The organism is Pseudocolwellia sp. G5-9 (genome assembly GCF_055808995.1).
Genome location: NZ_CM147893.1, coordinates 104119 through 127343, shown reverse-complemented (window position 1 = coordinate 127343; position 23225 = coordinate 104119). Strand labels below are relative to the sequence as shown.

The 23225-nt window shown below is 34.3% G+C and carries 25 protein-coding genes; 6 read left to right on the top strand and 19 right to left on the bottom strand.

Going from position 1 to position 23225, the window contains the following annotated elements; all coding sequences use genetic code 11:
• Positions 1-54: 54 nt before the first annotated feature.
• Positions 55-2364: a beta-galactosidase gene (locus AC0L5Q_RS00530; protein ID WP_473613565.1), complete on the bottom strand. Its 2310-nt coding sequence runs from the start codon at positions 2362-2364 to the stop codon at positions 55-57.
• Positions 2365-2827: 463 nt separating this feature from the next.
• On the opposite strand from AC0L5Q_RS00530, the gene AC0L5Q_RS00525 reads away from it, so the two are divergent.
• A complete protein-coding gene (locus AC0L5Q_RS00525; RefSeq protein ID WP_473613564.1) occupies positions 2828-5104 on the top strand; it encodes a marine proteobacterial sortase target protein in 2277 nt (758 codons plus the stop codon).
• Entirely contained in the window at positions 5091-5687 is a 597-nt protein-coding gene (locus AC0L5Q_RS00520) for a class GN sortase (RefSeq protein WP_473613563.1), read from the top strand. The genes AC0L5Q_RS00525 and AC0L5Q_RS00520 overlap by 14 nt, the downstream gene beginning before the upstream one ends.
• A 159-nt stretch (positions 5688-5846) precedes the next feature.
• Here the strand turns inward: AC0L5Q_RS00520 and AC0L5Q_RS00515 are convergent, their stop codons facing one another.
• From AC0L5Q_RS00515 to AC0L5Q_RS00495, 5 genes are all read right to left on the bottom strand, one after another.
• Positions 5847-6284 (bottom strand): DoxX family protein, encoded by a 438-nt coding sequence (locus tag AC0L5Q_RS00515; RefSeq protein ID WP_473613562.1) that lies wholly within the window; start codon positions 6282-6284, stop codon positions 5847-5849.
• Positions 6285-6330: 46 nt separating this feature from the next.
• Entirely contained in the window at positions 6331-7152 is an 822-nt protein-coding gene (locus tag AC0L5Q_RS00510) for an HvfC/BufC N-terminal domain-containing protein (protein ID WP_473613561.1), read from the bottom strand.
• The gene (locus AC0L5Q_RS00505) at positions 7145-8116 is read right to left on the bottom strand and encodes an MbnB/TglH/ChrH family RiPP precursor modification enzyme (protein ID WP_473613560.1); all 972 of its coding nucleotides are present in this window, start codon (positions 8114-8116) and stop codon (positions 7145-7147) included. Before AC0L5Q_RS00505 ends, AC0L5Q_RS00510 begins: the two co-directional genes overlap by 8 nt.
• 29 nt (positions 8117-8145) lie before the next feature.
• A complete protein-coding gene (locus tag AC0L5Q_RS00500; protein ID WP_473613559.1) occupies positions 8146-8433 on the bottom strand; it encodes a BufA1 family periplasmic bufferin-type metallophore in 288 nt (95 codons plus the stop codon).
• A 93-nt stretch (positions 8434-8526) separates the two neighbouring features.
• On the bottom strand, positions 8527-8994 hold the full coding sequence (locus tag AC0L5Q_RS00495; RefSeq protein WP_473613558.1) for a YHS domain-containing (seleno)protein: 468 nt from the start codon (positions 8992-8994) through the stop codon (positions 8527-8529).
• 129 nt (positions 8995-9123) lie between these two features.
• On the opposite strand from AC0L5Q_RS00495, the gene AC0L5Q_RS00490 reads away from it, so the two are divergent.
• Positions 9124-9960 (top strand): AraC family transcriptional regulator, encoded by an 837-nt coding sequence (locus tag AC0L5Q_RS00490; RefSeq protein WP_473613557.1) that lies wholly within the window; start codon positions 9124-9126, stop codon positions 9958-9960.
• On the opposite strand, the gene AC0L5Q_RS00485 is transcribed toward AC0L5Q_RS00490, so the two are convergent.
• Both AC0L5Q_RS00485 and AC0L5Q_RS00480 read right to left on the bottom strand, forming a co-directional pair.
• On the bottom strand, positions 9957-10550 hold the full coding sequence (locus AC0L5Q_RS00485; protein ID WP_473613556.1) for a DJ-1/PfpI family protein: 594 nt from the start codon (positions 10548-10550) through the stop codon (positions 9957-9959). The two genes, AC0L5Q_RS00490 and AC0L5Q_RS00485, sit on opposite strands and share 4 nt — an antisense overlap.
• Before the next feature lie 86 nt (positions 10551-10636).
• Positions 10637-11254 (bottom strand): LysE/ArgO family amino acid transporter, encoded by a 618-nt coding sequence (locus AC0L5Q_RS00480; protein ID WP_473613555.1) that lies wholly within the window; start codon positions 11252-11254, stop codon positions 10637-10639.
• Between the two features lie 128 nt (positions 11255-11382).
• Between AC0L5Q_RS00480 and AC0L5Q_RS00475 the strand changes: the two genes are divergently transcribed.
• A complete protein-coding gene (locus AC0L5Q_RS00475; RefSeq protein ID WP_473613554.1) occupies positions 11383-12276 on the top strand; it encodes a LysR family transcriptional regulator ArgP in 894 nt (297 codons plus the stop codon).
• Positions 12277-12324: 48 nt separating this feature from the next.
• Positions 12325-12960 (top strand): alpha-ketoglutarate-dependent dioxygenase AlkB family protein, encoded by a 636-nt coding sequence (locus AC0L5Q_RS00470; RefSeq protein WP_473613553.1) that lies wholly within the window; start codon positions 12325-12327, stop codon positions 12958-12960.
• A gap of 77 nt (positions 12961-13037) precedes the next feature.
• On the opposite strand, the gene AC0L5Q_RS00465 is transcribed toward AC0L5Q_RS00470, so the two are convergent.
• The 9 genes from AC0L5Q_RS00465 to AC0L5Q_RS00425 all read right to left on the bottom strand — a co-directional run bounded on the left by AC0L5Q_RS00465 (position 13038) and on the right by AC0L5Q_RS00425 (position 20223).
• Positions 13038-14030, bottom strand: a complete 993-nt coding sequence (locus AC0L5Q_RS00465; RefSeq protein WP_473613552.1) for a DUF4339 domain-containing protein — start codon at positions 14028-14030, stop codon at positions 13038-13040.
• Positions 14031-14080: 50 nt separating this feature from the next.
• Positions 14081-14524, bottom strand: a complete 444-nt coding sequence (locus tag AC0L5Q_RS00460; protein WP_473613551.1) for a DUF4339 domain-containing protein — start codon at positions 14522-14524, stop codon at positions 14081-14083.
• A gap of 187 nt (positions 14525-14711) precedes the next feature.
• Positions 14712-15152 carry an excinuclease ABC subunit A gene (locus tag AC0L5Q_RS00455; protein ID WP_473613550.1) on the bottom strand — a complete coding sequence of 147 codons (441 nt, stop codon included), beginning with the start codon at positions 15150-15152 and terminating at the stop codon, positions 14712-14714.
• A gap of 13 nt (positions 15153-15165) precedes the next feature.
• Positions 15166-16005 (bottom strand): MipA/OmpV family protein, encoded by an 840-nt coding sequence (locus tag AC0L5Q_RS00450; protein WP_473613549.1) that lies wholly within the window; start codon positions 16003-16005, stop codon positions 15166-15168.
• 5 nt (positions 16006-16010) lie between these two features.
• On the bottom strand, positions 16011-16736 hold the full coding sequence (gene fabG, locus AC0L5Q_RS00445) for a 3-oxoacyl-ACP reductase FabG (RefSeq protein ID WP_473613548.1): 726 nt from the start codon (positions 16734-16736) through the stop codon (positions 16011-16013).
• A gap of 3 nt (positions 16737-16739) precedes the next feature.
• Positions 16740-17744 (bottom strand): BtrH-related acyltransferase DarH, encoded by a 1005-nt coding sequence (darH, locus tag AC0L5Q_RS00440; RefSeq protein WP_473613547.1) that lies wholly within the window; start codon positions 17742-17744, stop codon positions 16740-16742.
• Positions 17741-18145 (bottom strand): DarG family dialkylresorcinol biosynthesis protein, encoded by a 405-nt coding sequence (locus AC0L5Q_RS00435; RefSeq protein WP_473613546.1) that lies wholly within the window; start codon positions 18143-18145, stop codon positions 17741-17743. Before AC0L5Q_RS00435 ends, darH begins: the two co-directional genes overlap by 4 nt.
• A 1-nt stretch (position 18146) precedes the next feature.
• On the bottom strand, positions 18147-19292 hold the full coding sequence (locus tag AC0L5Q_RS00430) for a beta-ketoacyl-ACP synthase III (protein ID WP_473613545.1): 1146 nt from the start codon (positions 19290-19292) through the stop codon (positions 18147-18149).
• A 7-nt stretch (positions 19293-19299) separates the two neighbouring features.
• On the bottom strand, positions 19300-20223 hold the full coding sequence (locus AC0L5Q_RS00425; protein WP_473613544.1) for a dialkylrecorsinol condensing enzyme: 924 nt from the start codon (positions 20221-20223) through the stop codon (positions 19300-19302).
• Positions 20224-20238: 15 nt separating this feature from the next.
• Here AC0L5Q_RS00425 and AC0L5Q_RS00420 point away from each other — a divergent pair, with 15 nt between their 5' ends.
• Positions 20239-20787, top strand: a complete 549-nt coding sequence (locus AC0L5Q_RS00420) for a DUF2141 domain-containing protein (protein ID WP_473613543.1) — start codon at positions 20239-20241, stop codon at positions 20785-20787.
• 63 nt (positions 20788-20850) lie between these two features.
• On the opposite strand, the gene AC0L5Q_RS00415 is transcribed toward AC0L5Q_RS00420, so the two are convergent.
• Positions 20851-21702 (bottom strand): hypothetical protein, encoded by an 852-nt coding sequence (locus AC0L5Q_RS00415; RefSeq protein WP_473613542.1) that lies wholly within the window; start codon positions 21700-21702, stop codon positions 20851-20853.
• 55 nt (positions 21703-21757) lie between these two features.
• Positions 21758-23140 (bottom strand): DNA recombination protein RmuC, encoded by a 1383-nt coding sequence (locus tag AC0L5Q_RS00410; RefSeq protein WP_473613541.1) that lies wholly within the window; start codon positions 23138-23140, stop codon positions 21758-21760.
• Positions 23141-23225 lie beyond the last annotated feature (85 nt).

Sequence of the window (23225 nt, the reverse complement as noted above, 5' to 3'; positions counted from 1 at the left end):
TTGCTTTAACAAACACAAAGGTCATTGTTAATTAACCATTTATTAGCATGGAGTTTATTTAGTTTTTAAGTGTCCAAAACGCCTAGAATAAATATGACTATTTACTTCTTTAGCTGCATCAACCAAAGGCTGATAAGGAATATCGGCTACACTAACAAAACCTACGTTGTAGTTTTCGCCATCGTATGCGCGCCCTGTTAATGGCGAGTCGATGTACTGAAACCAATGAGCGCCCACTAAGTATGGATTGTCGATAACACCGTACATATATTCTTGATATTTTTTACCGCGGTCGGCTTGTGAAGATGCATGAATTAACCCTGGGTTTAATAACCCAGAATCAACAGCGCCATTATGAAACTCGCCAATAATACTAGGCTTGTCTATTTCAGCTAAAAAGCTCCAATGATTATTGCTGATACCTTCTTTATAATAGTTATAACTCACTACATCGGCATATTTGGCAGCAGCGGCTCTAACTTCGCTGGTCATCCCCCAATCAGCAAAACGTGCGCCCATATATAAATGATTAGGCAAATACTGCTTAACCGCACCTTTAACCACTTTAAAATACTGCTCAGAGTAAACCGTTAATAATGTAGATAAGTCAGCCGTTAATGCCTCATTAAATTCAGTCACCTTAATGCCTTTTGCAAATTCATCCCACGAACTTACTTCAATATTCCAACTTGAATTAAGTTGTTCAATAGTTTGATATTTTTTACGTAATACTTTTACAAATTCAGATTTAGTTGGGCTCTTAGCAGCATTTAGAGATAAAGTGTTAATGGGTATACCATAAACGGTTGCTGTTGAACCTTCCATTCCCCAACTTTTCTCATTATCAATAAATACACCAACACACCAAGGATTATTTTGTACTTCTTCACCTATGTGCTTAGCCGTAGCAAGTGCTCTTTCTTTAAAAACAGGATCAAATACATCAGGTAATGCACTCCATAAGTCGTTACCACTACTCAATGTTTTAAAATCACCAATAATCCAGCCATTAGCAAAATAAGGAATACGGTTTAATTGATAAAATGATGGGTCAACCCAGTTACCAAATGAGGTAAATCCCCAACTTAGCATTCTGTCTACTGTAGTATCACGCCACTTATCCATAAATACATTGGTATCGTTACTACCATATTTACGTGCTAAGTTTGCTTGATAAAAACTATACGTTTCACCTTTTTCTATAGCCCCCATAAAGACTTCGCGTCGGTAGCCAAAATGTACACCTAATTCATCTTCGTAATTAGGTAGCCAAGAAAACATATTTGCCCTAAGTTCAGAGCTAACGGCTCTAGATGACCATGCGGCTTTAGGCGCTTGATTTAACCCTAAAGAATCTTCAGGCGTTTTATCATTAGGATCTCGTTGCTCAATATATTTGCTATCAAAGTCGTAGCCTGTAATAGTTGAAGTGTTTGCCATACGTACATTAGCAATACCATTAGAAAAGAATAAATATCCTTCAGGATCAACTAAAGACCACTTTCCTTTTACTTTTTCGGTTCTAAAATATCCTGTACCTTTAAGCTTAGGACCATCAGCCCAGCCATTAAACTTTGATCTACCTACAGGTGGTTTAGTACTAAGCTGGCTTTGCTCTTTAGCTGAAGCTTGCCTAAGTTCTTCTACACTATGTACTTTACCGATAAAATCCATTTTGGCATTTTGTCCAAACTCATCAACTAAACCGACAAGATAATTTTCATCTATTTTTTCAGGTTTAATTAAACGTACATTGTCTATAACAACTTGTTTATCTTCTAAAACACCCAGTATTTTAAATTCAATACTTTTAATGTTTTTAAGATCGATCTTTTTTACACCCCAACGCCAAATAATAGGTGTGTAATCAGAGATCCAACTTTTAGGATTAGAGCGTATACCTGTTTCAATATCTAAATCAGATCCAGCTAATTCAAGGTAATAGGTATCGCTACTGTTTTCAGGGATAGAAAGGCTGCGGTTATGGGTTTTACCACTTGCATCTGTTGCGGTTACATAAAAATGTATAGATGAATCTAGCGGGTTTTCAATATCAAGTGCGAAAGCAAACGGCCCTTGCTGACTCCAATCCCAAGGAGTTTCAGGCTGAAATACAAAACTTGATTTATAGTTATTGGTAGAATTAAGCTTAACTGATAATTTTTTATTATTGTCTTCTGTAATAATAGACGCATCAGCTCCATACAGTTTTATTTCACTACTTAATTCGCCAGCTTCAAAATCCCACAAAGTACTTTCCTTATCTACTTTTGTGTTATTTATTGTGGTGCTATTACATCCCATTAGGACAGCAAGGCTTAGCCCACTTACTATAAAGCCTATTTTTTTAAAGCTAAATTTCATTATTTACCCTATTCGATTTATATTTAAATACATGTGCGAGCCAAAAATAAGCACATGTCTAAAGCATCTGCTCTGTCGACTATTTCATTGCAATTAGAATAAAAACAGAAAAGCCAACGACCAATAAACCATCAGCTTACTTAATTTCATTAATATACAATCTACCAACACCACGTAATTGTCAACAATAAACAATCAATTATCACGTATAACTTTATCTATATAATTTTTTAAAATTAGCTCTATGCTATGTTTTCAAAGAGATACACAGGAAGGAAAAATTATCAAAATAAAAAGATCAGATTTTTTAATTTATTAAAATTTTTAGGCTTAAGTTTTAGTTATTTTAAACGTTGCCATATTTTCGCCTTATTTCAGCGCTATATTGCCTTTTTGTTGTCGGATAAACGCCTAAGTTGCTTGTTTTAATACATTTACATTCCATATATTTGAAGACAACAACATGTTTAAACAAACCTTACTGTCAAAAGCACGTAGAAACAGAGTATTAATTGATTACGCACCAGACTACGACAGAAGATACCGCAGACGAAAATATTCAACTTTTTTATCTTTTATTAAATGGGTATCGATTTTGGGTTTACTCGCTGTGTCGGCTTTTTATGCAGTGCCCTTATTTGCGACAACTCATAACAATTATTCAACTTTAGATGAAGTCGGTAGCGGACAGTTATTATTTGAATCGTCTGAAACGGTAAAAACTAACCACAAAGAAAAGCGTCTGTACCAATCAGCCATATTACTTAACTCTGCTGCCTCATTTGATATTAATGGCATACTCGCTACAGTTACCGTTACACAGTCATTTCTCAATGCAGGAAACAGTATAGCTAATGGTTTATATACCTTTCCATTACCTGAAAATTCAGCGGTAAATTATTTAAAGATCCAAATAGGTAACAGAGAAATAGAAGGGAAAATTTTAGAAAAAAATGAAGCAAAAAGAATTTTTAATCACGCAAAAGCAACTGGACGAAAAGCGAGTTTAATTGAACAGCATCGCCCTAACCTATTTACCAATAAAATAGCGAATATTGCACCTAACGAGCAAATAACCGTTACCTTAAAATATGTGCAGCATGTTGACTACAACAATGGAGAATTTAGCTTACGGTTTCCAATGAGTATTACACCTAGATATACGCCTATAAACCCAGAACATAATGCAAATATAGATGAAAACAAAGCAATATCTGCACTTACACAATTCGAAAGTTTAAATAAAAACAACATTAATTTACGTGTAAATTTAAATGCAGGCGTTACTTTAGATGAAATAACAAGCCCTTCTCATTCGCTAAAATTAAGCAATAAACATTTAAATGGTGAACCTGTAAAAATTAGCGTGGGTAATGTACAAGTACCTATGGATAAAGACTTTATACTGCAGTGGCGTCCTACTCCTTCTAACACTCCACAATTGAGTTTATTTAATCAAACCCTTGATGGTGAAGAATACACGCTGGCTATGTTGCTTCCTCCTTCAATTAACGCTATTACCAATGAAGTATCTAACACGACAGTTAGCCCTAAAACGCTCTCTTCATTTGCTCGCGACATCACTTTTATTATTGATACTTCAGGCTCTATGCAAGGTGAGTCAATTAAACAAGCTAAACAAAGTTTACGCTTTGCTATTAACACGTTAAGCCCTCAAGACAGTTTTAACATTATTGCTTTTGAATCAAACTCACATAACTTATTTAACCAAACTCAAATGGCAACACCTGAAAACATAGTAAAAGCACTTAAATTTATTACACAGCTTTCTGCTAACGGGGGAACGGAGATGTACAAACCGTTAGCTAGTGCCTTAACTATGCCGCAAACTGAGTTACAACATTCAGAAGCCATTAAACAAATATTGTTTATTACTGATGGCGCCGTAAGTAACGAGTTATCACTTTTTAAATTGATTAAAAATACACATAACTTACCTAGGCTTTTTACTGTAGGAATAGGCAGCGCACCTAATGGCTTTTTTATGCGCAAAGCCGCACAGTTTGGCCAAGGCAGTTATACCTTTATTGGTAATGTGAACGAAGTAGAAAAAAACATGTCGGTTTTACTCGATAAAATTAGCCGCCCTGCCTTAACAAATATTAACGTGCAATTTCATCCGCTTCACGTAGGTAACATAGAACAATACCCGAAAAAAATTCCTGACTTATACCATAATGAACCTTTGATTATTGCTTTTAAAACTGCTCAAAAACCTACCAGCATTCAATTATTTGGCGATTTAGTTAATGATGGATGGCAACAAGAAATCGATTTTTCTAACGCAAATATTAAAAATAAAAACAGCGGTATTAGTTCGGTTTGGGCTAGAGCCAAGATAGAAGATTTGCTAGATGGATTAGTGATAGGAAAACAACCAGAGATAGTAAAAAAAGAAGTGATTCAAACATCACTAAAACATCAAATTATGTCGCCTTACACAAGTTTTATCGCGGTAGAAAAAGAAGTATTAAGCGCTCACGAACTCGAAGAGCGTAAACAAGCAGCATTAAAAGAATTGAAGAGATCAGATAAAAAAGCGCCTCAACATAAAATGGCTAACAAGCAACTCGCACAAAACAGTACGTTACATGCTTCGGTATTTCCTAAAACCGCTGTAGGTTGGCAAGCACAATTGTTATTAGGTTTGTTATTACTGATTTTCTCTCTTATTTGGCTTGTTATCTCTAATAAAAAAGCGACTCATGTTTCAGTTTAATAAATATTCATCAATACAAAAAAGCTCGCTAGTGCTTTGTGTGATCGCCATTTTGGTTATTGCACATAGCATGTACCTTCCCGCTAAAGCATGGTTATCACAACAATTAATTGCGTATAGCTGGGAAGCGAGCCAAATAACTAAAAAGCCATCGCCTCCTTGGCCTTGGGCCGACACAACCGCTATTGCAAAAATGAGTATACCTAGATTAAACAAGTCGTTGGTTTTACTGCAAGGAACAGATCCTACAACACTCGCTTTTTCTGCTGGGGTAATGCACCAATATTCCCGTTTAAAAAGTAACAATCCATTTGTTGTAGCTGGCCATAGAGATACGCATTTTAGCTTTTTACAGGACATAAAAATGAAAGACGTTATTGCCATTAATGATATTCATGGAAATACACAATTATACGAAGTAGAAAATATTGATATTGTAGACAGTGATGAAACCCCTTTATTGTTAGATGTTGAGGATCCTAATTTACTGTTAATTACCTGTTACCCTTTTAACGCACTTCGTGCAGGAGGAAGCCTTCGATATGTAGTACGAGCTAAAAGGCTTAGCGATAAAGTAAGTTAGCTTAAGTTCAGTTACTATTTCAATATCACTCTTACAAACTTATCCCTTAAAGATCAGCAAACCCTAGATCAAAAAAAGCAAAGTGCTAAAAACACACTTTGCTTTTACTTATACCCCTTTTTATATCGCGGGGGGAACTTCAAACATCATTAAAATAAATTAAATGATATTTAATTTTCTATCTAACGAGAATCGTTGAGCACCCATTAATATTAACATGACGATTAAACTGCCCCATAACACATGCTCATTAAATGCTGCAGGTGCAATTTCAACAAGGCTGATAACAGCAACAGCGTTTACAATAAATAAACCGACCGCTGAAAGTCGTGTAAATAAGCCTAATACCAGTAAAACAGGCAGTATTAATTCACCTGCGGTTGCAAGCCAAGCCGCGACTTCAAACGACAATACAGGCACTTCGTATTCATATTCAAATAACATTAATGTTGATTCCCAATCACGTAGCTTAGTTAAGCCTGATTTAAAGAAAACATTCGCAATATAAAGTCGTGTTAATAAAAATGCAGGTGCAACTAATATCTGCGTAAAATCTAAAATTTGATTGTGAAAATCCCTAACTTTTTGAAAAGTCATATTAAGGTTCCTTGTGTTTGAATAAATATAGGGGTTGTTATAATTATTAACTTGTTAATGAATTTATATAAATACCATTAATAAGCTGTTCTTTTATCGCTTTAGGTAACCATTCAATTAATGAAAATTCTGTATCTTGCATTTCATCAAGTGCTTGCCCTATAGAAGCTTTTTGTTTTCTACTTTTGTCCAACAGAATATGAAACCATTGGTATTCTTCAGTCGTAATACGGGTGTATTGCGCTTGAAAATCTGGTCGCCAAATAACAAAACAGTAGGGTGTGCTATTTTGAATATTGCCGTTTTTATACCTTGTTGAAAACTCAGTAAGTTGCTGAGTAACATCATCAAGTTGATTAATTTTTTGCTCTTGTGTTAGTTGAGTAATAGTATTATTTACTTCGTCTAATGGTATAGATGATTGCATCAACTTTATACCTGCACAAAAGGTTATATAGAGCTCGTATGCATCACGCTCACTTAATAAGTTAAGTGTGGTTAAGTCAACATCAACATCTTGGCTACGCTCTGATTGATGGCAAATAAAATCGAGCTTAGCAATTTGAGAAAGTAAATAGGCATTATCTACACTCTGTGCTTCAATAAATTGAGGAAATGTACAACCAAACTCGCCCCAATCGTATTCTTGTTTTAACTCTGTTTTTAAATACGCTTCAACTATTGCATCAAATTTTTTTTTACCCAGGTATGAATGAACCGTTGCAAATGTTATTGATAACGCTCGTGCGGCATTAGCAATTAAACTGTGTTGATATATTTCAAGACCTTTATTTTTACTTCCTGTACCTGCTTGGTTTCCACCCCAAAATATAGCCTTTAATAGTACTGATTGCTGTTGGCTAAGCATGCTGAAAACTCTCACATTCAATACTATCGTCTTGATTAACTATCTTTTCAAAATCAAGTGCTTTATTGTCGCCAAGAACGAGTTTTGCGATGTCTCGAGCTTTGTTCGCTTCTGCTATTAATGTTTCCCATGACGGAAGGTTTTCATCCCATTCAACCAATGTAGGTATAGCGCCAAATCGTGTAAGGGCAAAATGATAAATTGACCATGTATCAATAGATACAGGTTTACTGTGATCATCTATCATTAAATTATTAGCCGATACAGGCGTGCAACCCGCTAAATGAAATTCTCCCACGATATGCGTTGGAATATCAGCTAACCATTGTTTAGCATATTCAACAACGTTAATTTTTTCGTGAGATTCATTTAACAAAGCATAATTTGTTGCGTTAACTACCAAGTTATTTAAATCTATGAGCAATTTACACTCTGTAAGCTCGCACAACTTAGTTAAAAATTCACTTTCAGTATACGTAGAGCCAGGTAATTTGATATAAGCGGATAAATTTTCCACCAGTATGGTTCGACCTAAAATTCGTTGTACACGTAAAACATTGGCCGCCATCACATTGAGGCTTTCATCATTAAAAGGGACTGGTAATAAATCGCCACCATGTACATTATGATCATTAATATCTGCCCAACTAAAACACGCATGATCTGATACTAAAATAGGCTTACAACGTTTTATTAAAGTATTTAACTGCTCAATTTGCTTAAGAGGGCTTTGTACTACCGATCCTAATCCTAAAGATGTTGCATGCAAACTTACAGCATAGTGTTGGCTAATATCATTCATTAGCTGATAACTTGCACCGCCCTCTGCAGAAAAGTTTTCTGCATGAACTTCAATAAAGTCGATGTTTGCTGGAGTGTTTAAGGCGTCATCGTAATGCTCATACCTTAAACCAACACCAATTAAAGGGAGTTTATTTAATGTTGTTAGATTCTCAGAAATCATAAATTTTACTCCAGAAACATCGAAAAAAGTTAAGACTGTTGCTTAATTTTTGCACGAGCTTCTTTACTCGTTAAGCCGCCTTTAATTTTACATTGACCTTTAGTTACCAAACGCCACTCCCCTGGGTCGTTGTCTACAGTTGATTGACCAGCACAAGAATGCGTACCAGCAATATTACTACAATCATTTTGCCCAGCTAACGATACGCCGTAACATTTTTCTTTCTTAACTCTTTCTTCACCAGCTACTGTATCTGTAACAACACCCAAAGTAAGAGCTGCTGCTAATGCGCTTGATAATGCTACTTTATGACTCATAGTTATTTCCTCTTTTTTTAAAATAAAATATTATTGTTTAGAATCTATAAGAACGAACAAATAGATTCTAAATTTCATTTAATTGGTAATTAATTAAAGTTTTGTTGCTTCAACACTTTTAATTTCAGGCCAATTTTCGTTTGCTGTGTTTAAATATCCTGATACATCTGTTAACCATTTCTTTTGAACACTTTTGTTTAAGTTAAGATATAACTTGTTATCAACAATTTTCCAAGCTAATGGATCTGTATCAAATTTTTTCTCCATTGATACACCAAATGCACAATATCCACCATATTGAGGTGCATACTTTTCTGGGCTGCTTTTAAACGTGTCGCGATTTTCTTCTGAACTAAAACGATATATGCCACCTTTATAAGTTGCAGTATAGTTCGCATTACCGATTGTTGGTTGAGAATTTTCAAAGTAACTTACCGGATCGTAGCCTTGAATAGCTAAATCATTAACATCTGCATTCATGTCTACATCAGCAGCAAAAGATAAGCTGCTTACCACTAAAATTGAACCAGCTAAAAGCGTTTTTAACGTCGTTTTATACATAATGTATTTCCTCATTCGTTATTTAATAAATAATTAGTTAGTGTTTAGTACGAATGAAATAATAGTGTTGATCGGTACTGCTGTGGGATACAATCGTCCACACTTTGAATCATATCGTCCGATACTGCTATGGATCACCTTTCTCAGATAATAGATCGCTTTACATTACAAGCTGGAGTATTTTACACAGGTAAGCTTTGTGGCTTATCAAACTTTAACGATAATGATGCGTTAGAGGGACATATACATTTACTGCGTAGTGGTACTTTGTCAATTGTTGGGTTAAATAAACAAAAAATAGTATTAGATAAACCTTCACTTATTTTTCTTCCTAGACCTCTTAAGCACGGCCTACAAGCAAGAGAAATAGATAATGCCGAGCTGATTTGTGCAACCTTAAGTTATGGTAGTAGCACTTCTAGTTTATTGGCTGACACATTACCTGACTTATTAATTCTTCCTTTAGAGCAATCCCCTTTTTTACAAACCAATATTGATTGGATTATTCAAGAAGCGGGAGAAGAAGAGCAACAAGGTAGACAAGCCGTGATGAATCGCCTTATGGAAATATTTATTATTAACATGATCCGTTCTTTAATAAACAAAGGCGAGTTAGCACAAGGTATGTTGTCTGGACTGATGCATCCGCAATTAAAAAAGGTATTACAGAAATTACATAATGCTCCTGAAGAAAGTTGGACTTTAGAAATAATGGCAGAAAATGCCGCTATGTCTCGTTCTAAATTTGCAGAAGAATTTAAGAAAGTTATTGGACAAACACCCAATGAGTATTTAGTCAACTGGCGAGTGGGTGTTGCGCAAACCTTATTAAAACAAGGAAAAAGTGTCAGTATTGTTGCCAACAGCGTAGGCTATGAAACAGCTTCAGCCCTTGCTAGAGTATTTAGAAAAACCTGTGGTTTATCACCAAAAGAATGGTTAGATAGTTTACAAACTCCGGCTTAATCTTCCTGCTTGTTTTTTATCCAGCTAAACTCCATTTGTTTAGCTGTAGCTATAGCAAGTTCTTCAGATGCTAACTTACTTACAAGATATAAGCTCATATCTATACCCGCTGAAATGCCACCAGATGTGGTGATATTTCCTTGTTCGACCCAACGTACATTACGTTTAACTTTTAGGTTTGGGTATTGCGTTTGTAGATCGTCGATATCTTCCCAATGGGTTGTTACTTTATGATTATGAATAACGCCCGCTTTAGCTAATAAGAATGCCCCCGTGCATACAGAGGCGACTAACTTGGCTTTCTCACTCTGCGCTTTAATCCAGTTGATTACCTGTTTTTTGTGCACTTCGTTTGTATGATCGCCACCCACGATGATTAATAAATCAATTTCTGGATGATTATTAATTTGATAATCGGGTACAAGTTTATAATTTGCTCTAGCATTAACTATTTGATTAGCCTGATTAATTAAAAATGTATTAAATAATGGTTGTTGAGAAATTCTTTCTGCTGTTGTAAACACCTCAAACGGTCCTGAAAAATCTAAAACTTCAGCATTATCGTAAATGTAAATTCCAATATTTGTCATTAATTTTCCTTATTAAGATTAGGAACTGTTGATTTTCATGTTTAAATTTTGTTCGAAACAATCAACAAAGATCAACAGCCCCTGATTTAATTCAGTGTATTCATATACAAAGTAAAAGCGATAAACCACATAATACACCCTACGGCAAAATCAATACCTCTTATCACGCTAGGTTTTGATAAAAGAGGTCCCATTTTAGCTGCACCAGTGGCTAAACCATAAAACCACATGATTGACGCTATAATAGTGCCAACGGCAAAAGCAAGTCGCGCATCACCTTCAAATTGACCTCCAACACTACCTAAAATCATAACAGTATCCAAATAAACGTGGGGGTTTAACAAAGTAACGGCAATGGTTGTAGCAATAACAACTTTTTTACTTTTAAAACTGGATTTTTTAGTCGATTGTTCATAAGCATTTTTAAAAAAACTTTTAAAAGATATAAGCCCATAAAAAGATAAAAATAGAACACCTCCCCATGTAATTATTTTCATCAGTAATTCGCTACTGCTAATTAATACGCTGGCGCCAAATATTCCAACCAAAATGAGGGTAATATCACAAATAATGCATAAAGTTGCTGCCAAGAGGTGATGATTACGATTAATACCTTGCCCTAAAATATAAGCATTTTGAGCACCTATTGGAATGATCATTCCCGCACCAAGAAAAATCCCTTGAAACATAGCTGACAATATCATGTGTATTTAACCTCTCTATTTCTTAAATAAACGTTGTGTGTATAGAATTAAAAGAAGATTACCCTTTAACTAATCATAAATATAATTAATAATATTTATAAGACATAAAATTTATTAATACATTCTTTATGAAAAATATTGACTATAAACTATTACATGCTTTTAGTGCGGTTATTAAACTACAAAGTTTTGAAAAAGCCGCCGAGTTTTTATTTTTGACTCAACCTGCGGTATCACTACGTATAAAGCAGTTAGAGCAATTAATTTCTCAACCTATTCTTATTCGTTCAACTCCTATAGTAGCTACGGAGGTAGGTAAGAAATTACTAAATCATTACTACCAAGTTCAACAATTAGAAGCTGATTTATTGCCTCAAATATTTCCTGAAGATCCTATATCGCCTATTAGAATCTCGTTAGCAACAAATGCCGATAGCTTAGCCACTTGGTTAGTGCCTGTATTAACACCTTTAATTAACAAGCACCCTATCGAGCTAAATTTAGAGGTTGCGAATGAAACCAATACTATTTACAAGTTAAAAGACGGTGAGGTTTTTGGTGCTATTAGTACACAAGAAACACCATTATCCGGCTGTGTTGTGGATAAATTAGGAGTTATGAATTATACCCTTGTTGCCTCGCCTAGCTTCAAAAACAAGTTCTTCAAGCAAGGAATTAATAAAAATACTTTAATAAAAGCTCCTGGCTTATTATTTGATCACAAAGATAGAATGCATGCTGAATTTATTAAGTCAGAATTTGGTTTATTATCTGATAGCTACCCTTGTCATGTGGTGCACTCGTCAGAAGCTTTTGTCAATTTTGCCAAACAAGGGTTAGCCTATTGCTTAATAGCTGAATTACAAATAAAAAACGAGCTAAAGTCAGGTGAATTAGTCAATTTATTACCTGAAAAACAAGTTATTCGAACACTATACTGGCACAGATGGTCGCTACTGAAAGGGTTATTTAAAAAAGTGTCTGATACAATAATAAAAGAAGGTAATAAAGTTTTAAGGTAATTATCTTTTAGTTAATTCAACAGCCAATAGCTTAAAAAGTCGTAAAAAATGAATAAAATTAGCGATAATTTATCAATGGATTTATTTGAAGGATCAGATCAATCATTAAAAAACTGGCTACACCGAGATGGTACAGTTAACTATTACGGTGTTGTATTTTCTCTTCGAACTGCAAATGCTTGTTATCAGCAACTATTAAATAATACTCCGTTTCGAAATGACGAAGCCGCTATGTATGGGAAACACATCATTACAAAACGAAAAGTGGCTTGGTATGGCTCTCAGCCCTTTAGTTATACTTATTCTAATGCGAGTAAAATAGCATTACCTTGGACACCATTACTATGTAAATTAAAAGAAAAAGTCGAGTTAGTTACAGGCGAAAGCTATAACTCATGTTTACTAAATTTATATCATGATGGCTCTGAAGGCTTGGGCTGGCACAGCGACAATGAAAAAGATTTAAAGCCTCATGGCGCTATTGCTTCTTTAACCTTTGGTGCTGAACGGAAATTTTCTTTTAAGCATAAAGAATCACAAGAAACGATCAACTTATTGTTACAGCATGGAAGTATTTTGGTGATGAAAGATGAGGTTCAGCGTTATTGGTTACACAAACTGCCGACAACAACTCAAACTCATTCACCTAGAATAAATTTAACTTTTAGAACAATTATTCTTTAGGTTAATTAAAGTCTAAGTATTTCCTCCCTCTAGATAGTAAAAAGGAAACATCGTTGTTTCCTTTTTACTCAGAGCAATTAAAAACGTCTACGTCTTCTACGTTTTTTCTTATCGTCATTATCTTCAAGTAAATCATCATCCATATTTATATCAGAATCAATAAATACTGGTTCTTCTTTAGGTACTTTGTCTAATTGTTTTAGTTGATCCGATAACCTCATTACAGGTTCTTCAGTTTTAGGTTTAAAAACAGACTTGAACTTATTTTTAACACCCATAAAAGCTTTATTTTCGCCATCAGCTAATTTTTCTTCTATAGGCTCATCAGTATGGCTTGAAGGTGATGTTTGTGTATTTGGCTCAGCACTTTCTTTTAAATGAACAACTTTCTCTACGGTCGTTTTATCAACAACAGCTGATTTGCCAACAGTTTTATGCGCTTCAGTTTTTACAACCTCTGGAGGACTAACCTTTACAGGCGTTTTTTTAACTGTTTCTTTTATTTGAACAACTTTATCTGCTGTATTGTTAAGCTCAGGCAATTCTTTAAGTTCTGATAATACTGCCGAATCTTCATTAGATTTACTTAAAACTAAATCGCCAAACTCTTCTACAACATCAATTATTTCATGTTTAGATATTTCAGATGCTTTAATTAGCTCTTTAAGCTGTTTAGTTACCAACTGATATTTTTTTTCTAAAGGTAAAATATTATCTTGCACGTCTGAAGATAAACTTTCCGTTAAATTTTTGTAGTTATTTATTTCTTTTTCAAAAGTATTAATATGCGCTTGAGTTTTTTTAATCTTTTCATCAATTAATACAACTTTTTTATTCAAATCACGTTTTTTAGTGACAAATTTATCTATTAACTCTTTTGAGACCTGAACTGCAGGTTTAGCGTCAGAAATAAATTCACTTAATTCTGGAATGAGTGCAACGGGTAACCACTGACTAAAAGAAGAAGTCCATCCATACAACTCATTATTTTTAGCAAGTAAAGAACTTGCATCATTTAGACTATATGGCCCTGTTACTTTGCCATTATCTGAAAAATACCATTTTTTCATAATTATTATCTTCTTGTTATTATAAACTAAATGTTAAAACTTATTTATAATCAAAAAACAAGTTCATCCTTTTTAAAGTCATCAATACTTTTTTGTAAAGCAGCATATTGTTTACGTACATTCTTGAGTGTGATTTCAACTTCAGTATTTAGCTTTTCTGTAAAGCTTTGATATGTATCAATATCATTATCAAGTTCAGACAGTGCCGCTCGAGTATTGCCTAGCGTATTGTCTATTCGGACTAATGTTTTAAACAATCCTTGCTCTTGGTTTTTATATTCTTCTATAAGCTCTTTTGGTAGAGCTACAGGGGGAATAGGGATAGATATTTCAACATCAAAATCATCAATACTATTCAGTGGCATCCAATGGGTAAAAGACGGATGCCAAACATATAAATCTAGATTTGAGTTTTCTGAAATATATGCTTGCGCTTCAGCAAAAGTGAAGGGGTTGGTGATCTCACCATTATTTGAAAAAAGCCATTTCTTCATTTTAATTTCTTCTTTATTTTATTTTTAACAGAAATTACATACCAACGAGGTATGTGTCCTTTTTTGGTATGTGTCCTTTTTTTAAACGTAAACTTATCAAGTTACATTAAATTATGCACCTATTATTTTAATAATTTTTTCAAATACCTACGCCATGGCAATTAAACATCACAGCGTAGGTGTAAAATTATTTAGCTATTTTTACTAGTGTGCCTTTTAATGCAACACCCGCCATAACGGCACCAGAACCACATTCAAATTCAGTTGCTGATGAAAAAGGTTGGTTTTTATAATTAGATGTAATGTTAATTACATCTGTCATTCCTTCTCTTACTGCACGTTCTTGTAACGCTTTTAATGCTGACAACATTGCCCACTCACATGCTTCTTGATCACTTTTCATAAAAGCATTGGTTTTTTTATTCGTAGACACTTCACCATACTTTGATTCAAATTTTGTTGGACTATTTTCAGCAAAATGCAATGGCACATCTAATAGTGCGTTTTTAGCTTTTTCACTTTCCAATAAAGATTGAATGTCATATCTATTACGATCATCTCGAGCTTGCGCTGATGATGTCATGACCAGAGTTACAATTGAAGCAATTACCAATTTACTTATATTCATTTTTTTATTCCCTTTAGTTGTCTAAAAATATATATGAAACAGCAATCCCAGCTAATAAGTTATGATTTTTTTTAACAAGGGGACTGTGTTCAAACGCTGTTTTATCAATATTGCTGTACCGAGTAAAAATACCTACCCAATAGTTATTTTTACGCCAAGTGCCACCAATTGCAAGCCTAAATCCTGCATATCCTGAACTCGCTGTATACTGCTGCCTTACATCAGTTTCATACTCAACCAGTACATCATAATAATAACCTGAGTATTGTGAAGAATTGTACAGTGCTGAAATCGATGAGTCGATAACCACATCACCACCCTGTACTTTTTGTTGTACAACATATTTTTGAGTTAAACTCAGTTGTGAAACCCAGCCAATATTATCGATATGTTTAAAGTCTGTTGCTATCGCTTTTCGAACAGACCAATCAATATAGAGCTTATTTTTGCTTTGGGTATCACCTTGAATATAATACTCAATAGAAGGGCCAATTTCACCCACCCAATCTAAATCAGGCATTCCCATTCGAGCTTTGTTATTTTCGCTATCAACAGGTAAATTTCCTGCCGCATCAAACGCTAAATGCCATTTTTTATTAGTAAAGATATTTCCTTCAAAGGCATTTCTATCAATTTTCAAATAATCATTTTTAAAATAGATAAAAGGAAATGGAAACAAATAAGCAGTAGACTCATCTGAACCTATATAATCATTAAGGTAAGTAACACCAGCTCCCATTCCAATAGAGTATTGAGCATTTTTTAAAAATGAGGATTCGTTTGCATTTACATTATGAATGTATGTAAATACAAAAAAAACAAAAGTAATAACCCTTTGATTAACGAGGAACATAAGTTTTATGAAATCCCGCCGTTTACAGAAATCACTTGTCGTGTAACGTAACCGGCATCATCCGAAATAAGAAAACCGACAGCACTAGCAACTTCTTCAGGTTTACCCATTCTTCTTAATGGGATCATGTTTTTAATATCACCAATCGCTAAATCATCTGTCATTTCAGTTTCAATTAAGCCTGGAGCTACACAATTAACGGTGATTTTACGTTTAGCTAATTCAAGCGCTAAGGCTTTTGTTGCGCCAATAACCCCTGCCTTTGATGCACTGTAATTCACTTGTCCACGGTTACCAATTTCTCCAGATAAAGAAGAAATAGTAATAATTCGACCACCTTTGCGTGCACTAACCATTGGCATAACAAGGGGGTGTAATACATTATAAAAACCATCTAAATTTGTATGAATAACACTGTCCCACTCTTGTTCTGTCATTGCTGGAAATGCCGTATCAGCTGAAATACCAGCGTTACATACAACGCCATAAAAGCTTCCAAATGATTCAATTTGCGCATCAAGCACTTGCTTCGCTAACTGTCTATCAGCAACATCAAACTGAACAACATTTGCTTTTACGCCTTTTTCTTCAACTAATGTTGCAACCGCTTTTGCACTGTTTATGTCTGAGCGACAATGTAAACAAATATCAAATCCCATATCAGCAAGCTTCAATGCTATAGCTTTACCAATCCCTTTACCTGATCCTGTGACTAAAACTCTACGATTCATTATTTATTTGCTCCACGCTAATAGCTTTTCTCGTAAAAGAGTTTCATGTTCAGCACATACTCTTAAACTTGCAGATACTTCTTCTAAAGTGATATTTTTACGTTTTTTACAAAACAGTACGGCTTTCATCGCAAACTCTCGCCATAAATCACCTACTTCGGTGGTAAATTGAGAGATTTGATGTAGTTCATCGTCTTTTAATAATTGCGAAGCTTCATCTAAAAAGCTTGCATACATAAACCTAAAGCCTGCACCGCCGGTGCCTATTTCTTCTTGCATTCTAACGATATTACTTAAAAACATGCCAACTTCTTGTTCTGGCGCGTTTTTGAGTTTATCTATTTTTTTAGCTAAGTGATAAATGCCTTTGATACCAAAAAAAGGCAGTATAAGACCATTCATCATTTTGGCTGTTTTTTTAATACTTTTTCTAATTTGTATAGCTAGATCTCCTGTTACTTCGGGTTTATCCATAACATACATTAAACCTTTTGCCGCCAGCATACCTTTAGCAAAACGCGCTTGTTTTAAGTTTTCTGCAGGACAAGTAACAACGTCTTCAAACACAGGATCACTGATCAGATAATCACCTGCTTCATTTTTTCCATATACCATTAAGTTATGTGCGTTAAATTGGAACCTCATATCTTCAGGAAAATAAGGTAACCAATAAACTGAAGTTTGTAGGCCCACTAACTTTCCATTTGCTAAAGCTTCATCTAATGCTTTCATTCCTTCGTCTTCATTTGAAAATTTTTGCGAAGTTAATTTCACATTAAGCTTTTTACACACTGAAGAGATAATTGACTTAGGCGGCATACGATAAGCAATAAGCGGTAGTCCGCCCACTTTAACCATAGGTAAATACACAAACATTAATGCTGAAGCTAAACCAAATACCATAGGTTCTGATAACTCATACCCTTGACTATTGAGCATGTTAGCCACTACGCCTGATTCACAATGAGAGGATTGACGATGAACAATATGATTTAAAGGCGCATTCATGATTTTATTACCGGTTTTTTAAGTTCTTCTAATGAAATATTAAACACAGTGCAGTATTTCATTAATTTTTTGTCTGATAATTTATTGAATGTTTTCACTGTGATATGACGCTTAATTTGCCATTGAAAAAAGCCAGTTGCATGAGCTAAAGACATTAAGTCGAAACGAAATAATGGAATGTAATAACCTAAAGGCGATACTTTTCCTTGTTGGTAATCGATTGTCGCTTGGGCTAATTGTTCATCTAAAGCTTTTACTGCCATTTCGGTTGCAAAGCCTTCTACTTCCCAGCCAGAAGATTTTACGCCTTCATAATGACCTTCGTCACCTACTGCATATATCAGCTTTTTATGGCCACTGTATGATTTACATGAGTCTTGAGGAACTTCTTCTTTTTTCATATTACACCACGGTTAATTGCATAAAGGCGCTTGAAAAGCGTCCACTTTCAGGAATATAACACAATATTTTTTGTCCTGGTTTAAGCGCTTTAGTTTTAAATAGTTCTTCTAACATAATAAAAATAGAGGCTGATCCTGTATTCCCTTTTTCAGTCAAATTAGTAAACCACTTTTCATACGGAATAGAAAAATCAATATTCACTAAACCTTCAAACAATCTTTCTCTGAAGTAATGGGAAGAATAATGAGGAAGGAAGTAATCGTAATCTTGCGCTACTATGCCTCTTTTACTGATAATTTGAGACAAAGCTTTTTCAACAGTGGTTCTTACAATATTTTCATTTAACAATTTAACGTCTTGCTTCACCGACATTATCGAGAGCTGTTCTCTTTGTTGAGCACTGTAATTCATCCAACCAACGAGTTGCCCATCTTTTTTGTCAGCTCCAGAATACATGCAAGCTTCCATTTCATTAGCAAAAGAAGATACATCAATCCAATCAATTTCTAACGAGATTCCTTTGGCGTTAGGTTCATTTGACACTAAAACAGAACCTGCGCCGTCACTTAACATCCAGCGTAAAAAGTCTTTCTCGAAAGCGATTTCAGGTGTTGTATTAAGCTGTGAAAGTTTATGTTCGCATTCAGCTTCAAAGTTCTCAGATTTCATAATACCTGACGCAAGTTCACTTGCTACCACAACACTTTTATTACTTTCACCGGCTTTAATATTTAAAAAAGCATATTTCAATGCAGTTATACCACATAAGCAAATACCTGACGTTGAAACAGCTTCACAAGGAGGGTTCTTTAATTCACCATGCACCATAACTGCATGATTTGGCATAACTTGATCTGCCATAGAAGTACTAGCAACTAAGCTATCAATAGCGTTTAGTTCAGCTTCAGAATTAAAAAGTTTACGTACGGCAGCTGCGGCTAAAGACGCATTAGTATAATTAAATTCACCTGTTTGAGGATCTATACCATAGTAGCGAGATTTAATACCGTTACTTCTTAAAATTACAGGTTTAGCACGAGATTTTTTACCTGCTATTTTACCAATAACTTCTTCCATATCTGAGTTTGAAACTTTCTCATTAGGAAGTACTGCTGAAATGTTATTAATAAATACACGTTTTACCATAGCTCGTTTACTCTCCTGAAGGTTGAGCATAATACTGTTTTTGTTTAGATATTTTATCTTTAAAAATTGAAGAAAGTAATTTAATAATTAATGCGGTAATAGGTACAACAGTAATAATTAAAGCTAATAAAAAAGTGGTATAAAAACATAACCCTAATTTTCGACGTATCGTATTTTGAGGACCTAAAAGCATTAATAACTTGCCCCAAACTTTAAAACTGCGATGCCCTATTTTTTCACTAAAAATAAATTTTTCATTTACTTTTACCGCTTGCAACCCTTGCATTATCGGTTCAGACAAATCTTTTTTATTTAGTTCAACGTCTTCAAATCGTTCAATAATCGCATCACCAAAACGTTTTGCATCCGTAATATCTTTATCTGAAACGCCTGCTTTTGGCACCCAAGACCATGATTTTTTCTTGCCAGTAAACATCCATAGAGGTGTAGCTAAAAAGCTAAAACCAGCGCCACATTCATCTGCCAGAACGATATTGTCAATTAACTTCGCGCCTAAATTATTCAATAAACCTTTCATTTTCTCTTGCGCAGTTAACCACATACCACGGCAACCCAGTACGGTAATAGTTGGCGTGTTTTTAAAAAGTATTTTGGCGTCTTCTGTTTGTAAGAAGCTTGATATAGGTAAAGAAGGCGACAAAAACCACACTTGATAAGACAAAATAATTAAATCGTATTTTTTATGGATAGGTGCACGCGATGATAATTCGATCGGCTTCATATAAACCGATTCAGGCATTATTTGAAAAAAATCAAAAAAAGACCAAGGGAAAGAATAGGCTGCTTTAGGAACAACTTGATGGTAATCAATATTAATGTCTTTAGCTGCTTTTAAAGGCCCTGTAATAGCGTTTGTTATTTGAGTTAATTGCCCTGTTTGCGAATAACCAATAACTAATACATTTCGCACTAAATAGTCCTTTTATTGCCCGATAAAATTAAGTGGCGTATCATAGCAAAACCTTTTGTAAATAAAAATGCCCTACTCGTGAACTTCAAGCCTCTCATATACTTATTTATATTTACATTCTTTTTTTTTAGTTTTATCTCACTCGCTACACCACAAGATAAAGCATTTAAGTTAGCCATCACCATCAAAAAATTAAAAACACTTGATGCGCCAATAACATTTGAATTATTTAAGATCGTTAATGAAAAGTCAGCACAATGGACGTTACTCAAGCCACTAAAAACAAAAACTATTACCTTAAATGATAATCAGCTTATTGTTTATTTTGATGGGGTAACGCAAGGGAAATATTCAATCAGAGCTTTTCAAGATATAAATAAAAACAATATATTAGATACGTCTATATCTTCAATTCCTAAAGAGCCTGTAGCTTTTTCACAAAACCCCAGTTTATTTAGCGGTGAGCCTACAATTGAAGATACAATGTTTTTGGTTCAATCGGATATGACGATACCACTTAATTTTAAGCATCCTAAAAAGAAGAAAAAGAAGAAACACAAGTGATACAACTCTCCCCACAAAGCTTTTATAAAATCGACAATTAAACAAAAGCTTTAGCGTTTTAAGTTAGGCCTTATATTTTTGAATAATAGCGTTGAAATCTACCGTACCTTTAACATAAGAGTTTTCAACTTTTGGTAAGTCGTTATAAGCATCATGAGCATAATCTCTTATTTTAGCTACATTCGATTTTTCAGAGACAATTTCCATAACTTGAGTGTAACGTCCATTATTAAGAGCACCTAATGCTCGGCAAATCCAAGCCAGTGGATCAACTTCGTATGCTGCGGCTTTGGTATGGTTATTGAGAATAAACTCGCTTAAAGCATCGGCAATATCACTATCAACCTCGCCATTAGCTTGAACTCTTTGAGCAATGGCTTTTATTGAACGTAAGTCTCCTTTTGCAATAGCAAACAAGGTACGTTCTTTTTTGTTTAAGCTCGCTTTAGGTACAACAGATTTAATTTTTAGCGGCTTGTTTACTTCAGGTTTATTTACTGAAGATTTATTTACTGCAGTTAAATCTATACTCCCTCTTTTATATTCATCTTGGCTTTTAGGGAGTTTTTTAAAAGAACTTTTGGCGTATTTTCTTAATTTTTTATGAGTTTTACTATTCGCTATATTTATAAGTAAATTTCTATAACGTCCATCGTTTGTCGCCGCTAACGCTTTACATGCCCAAGATAAAGTATCTACTTCAATAGATAGCGCATTTTCATATTTAGATAATAATATTTCAGCTAATATATCAGCATTATTTCGAGTGTTTTCACGACCTGCAGCCATTGTTTGAGAAGCTATTTTTATTTGAGATAAGTTACCCGAAATAAGTTGCTGATAAACATCAGCTTTGGCTATGAAGCTAAACGAAATAATAAATAATACTAAAGCTGACGTTAATAATTTTTTCACAAATAGTCCTTTAAAAATACGATGTACCGAATGTAAATAGGCTTAAAAATTTATTTTACTTCTTTTCTTCAATTAAATCTAAATCAACACTTTCTATTTTTTCAAAACGGTTTGATATTTTATCTGCTGAGGTATGAATCTGCTTAACATCATTTGCCGCTTGATCTATATGTTTGGCTAAGTTATTAAATCGACTTCTAAAGCGCCCAAAATCATCCGACAAACCTGATAAATGAGCTTGTATTACATGAATTTGTTTACGTGTTTCTTCGTCTTTCAGTACTGATCTAGACGTAGTTAATATAGCCATTAACGTTGTTGGCGACGCTAACCAAACGCGTTTTTTATTAGCGTAATCAACCAAGTCACTTTGATGAGCATGTATCTCGGCAAAAATAGCTTCAGCAGGAATAAACATAATAGCGCCGTCTGAGGTTTCTTTATCTATTAAGTATTTATCGCTAATGTCATTTATATGTTTTTTAATATCCACTTTAAATTGACGTTCAGCGGCTTTTCGATCGTAATCACCTAACTGATTATCTGCCATTTTTTTATAACTTTCTAATGGGAACTTGGAATCGATAACTACATTACCCGTAGGTTTGGGCAACATTAATAAACAGTCTGCTATTTTTCCGTTTGATAAAGTATGCTGCAATGAAAAATGTTGTTCTGGTAACACGTTTCTGATTAACGCGGTAAGTTGTACTTCACCGAAAGCCCCTCTTGAACGTTTGTCTGCAAGTACTTCTTGTAGGCTCACAACATTGGTTGATAACTCGGTTATTTTCTTTTGAGCATCATCAATAAGCGCGAGTCTTTTCAAAATATCATTAAAGGTTTTAGTGGTTTTTTCAAAGCCTTCCGCTAAGCGTTGCTCAACTTGCGCGTTAATTTCTTTCAGTCTTTTATCGGTTGACTCAGTGAGTTTTTCAATACCTTGGCTTAATTGTACAGCAGACGATTCAAGAGATTTAGCGAGTTCTTGGCGATTAGATTGACTTGCTTTAGATAAATGTTCAACAAGTTGGTCAACGGCTTTATGTTGATTTTGACTAAACTGCTGTTGGTGTTCATGTAGCGCTTTAAGAATTTGTTCACTGAATGTATTTTGTTGCTGTTGTTGCTGCTGGCTTTGCTCTAATTGCTGACGCATGAGTTTCATTTTCAGATCAGCAATTTGTTGTTCCATGTAAGGTTTAAATGAATGCGTAATTTGACTTAATTGGCTTAATTCAACACCTCGTTCAATACTATTTTGTTTGGCTAAGGTTTGATCATTTATTAACTGAAATAAATGTTCGTTAATTAAAGACACTTTCGATCGCTGACTAAAATACTGAACGATATTAATAACAAAGATCACAACAAGTAATATAAAAATTCCTACTGTTGAATACTCGTTTAACAACCTAAATAACTCGTCTATTTGCATACCTGTCCAAAACTGTATAAATAACCAGTTTAATTAGAGCATATTTTCTTTCTAAGATTAAGTTTAATTCGTTAATAATGTGAAG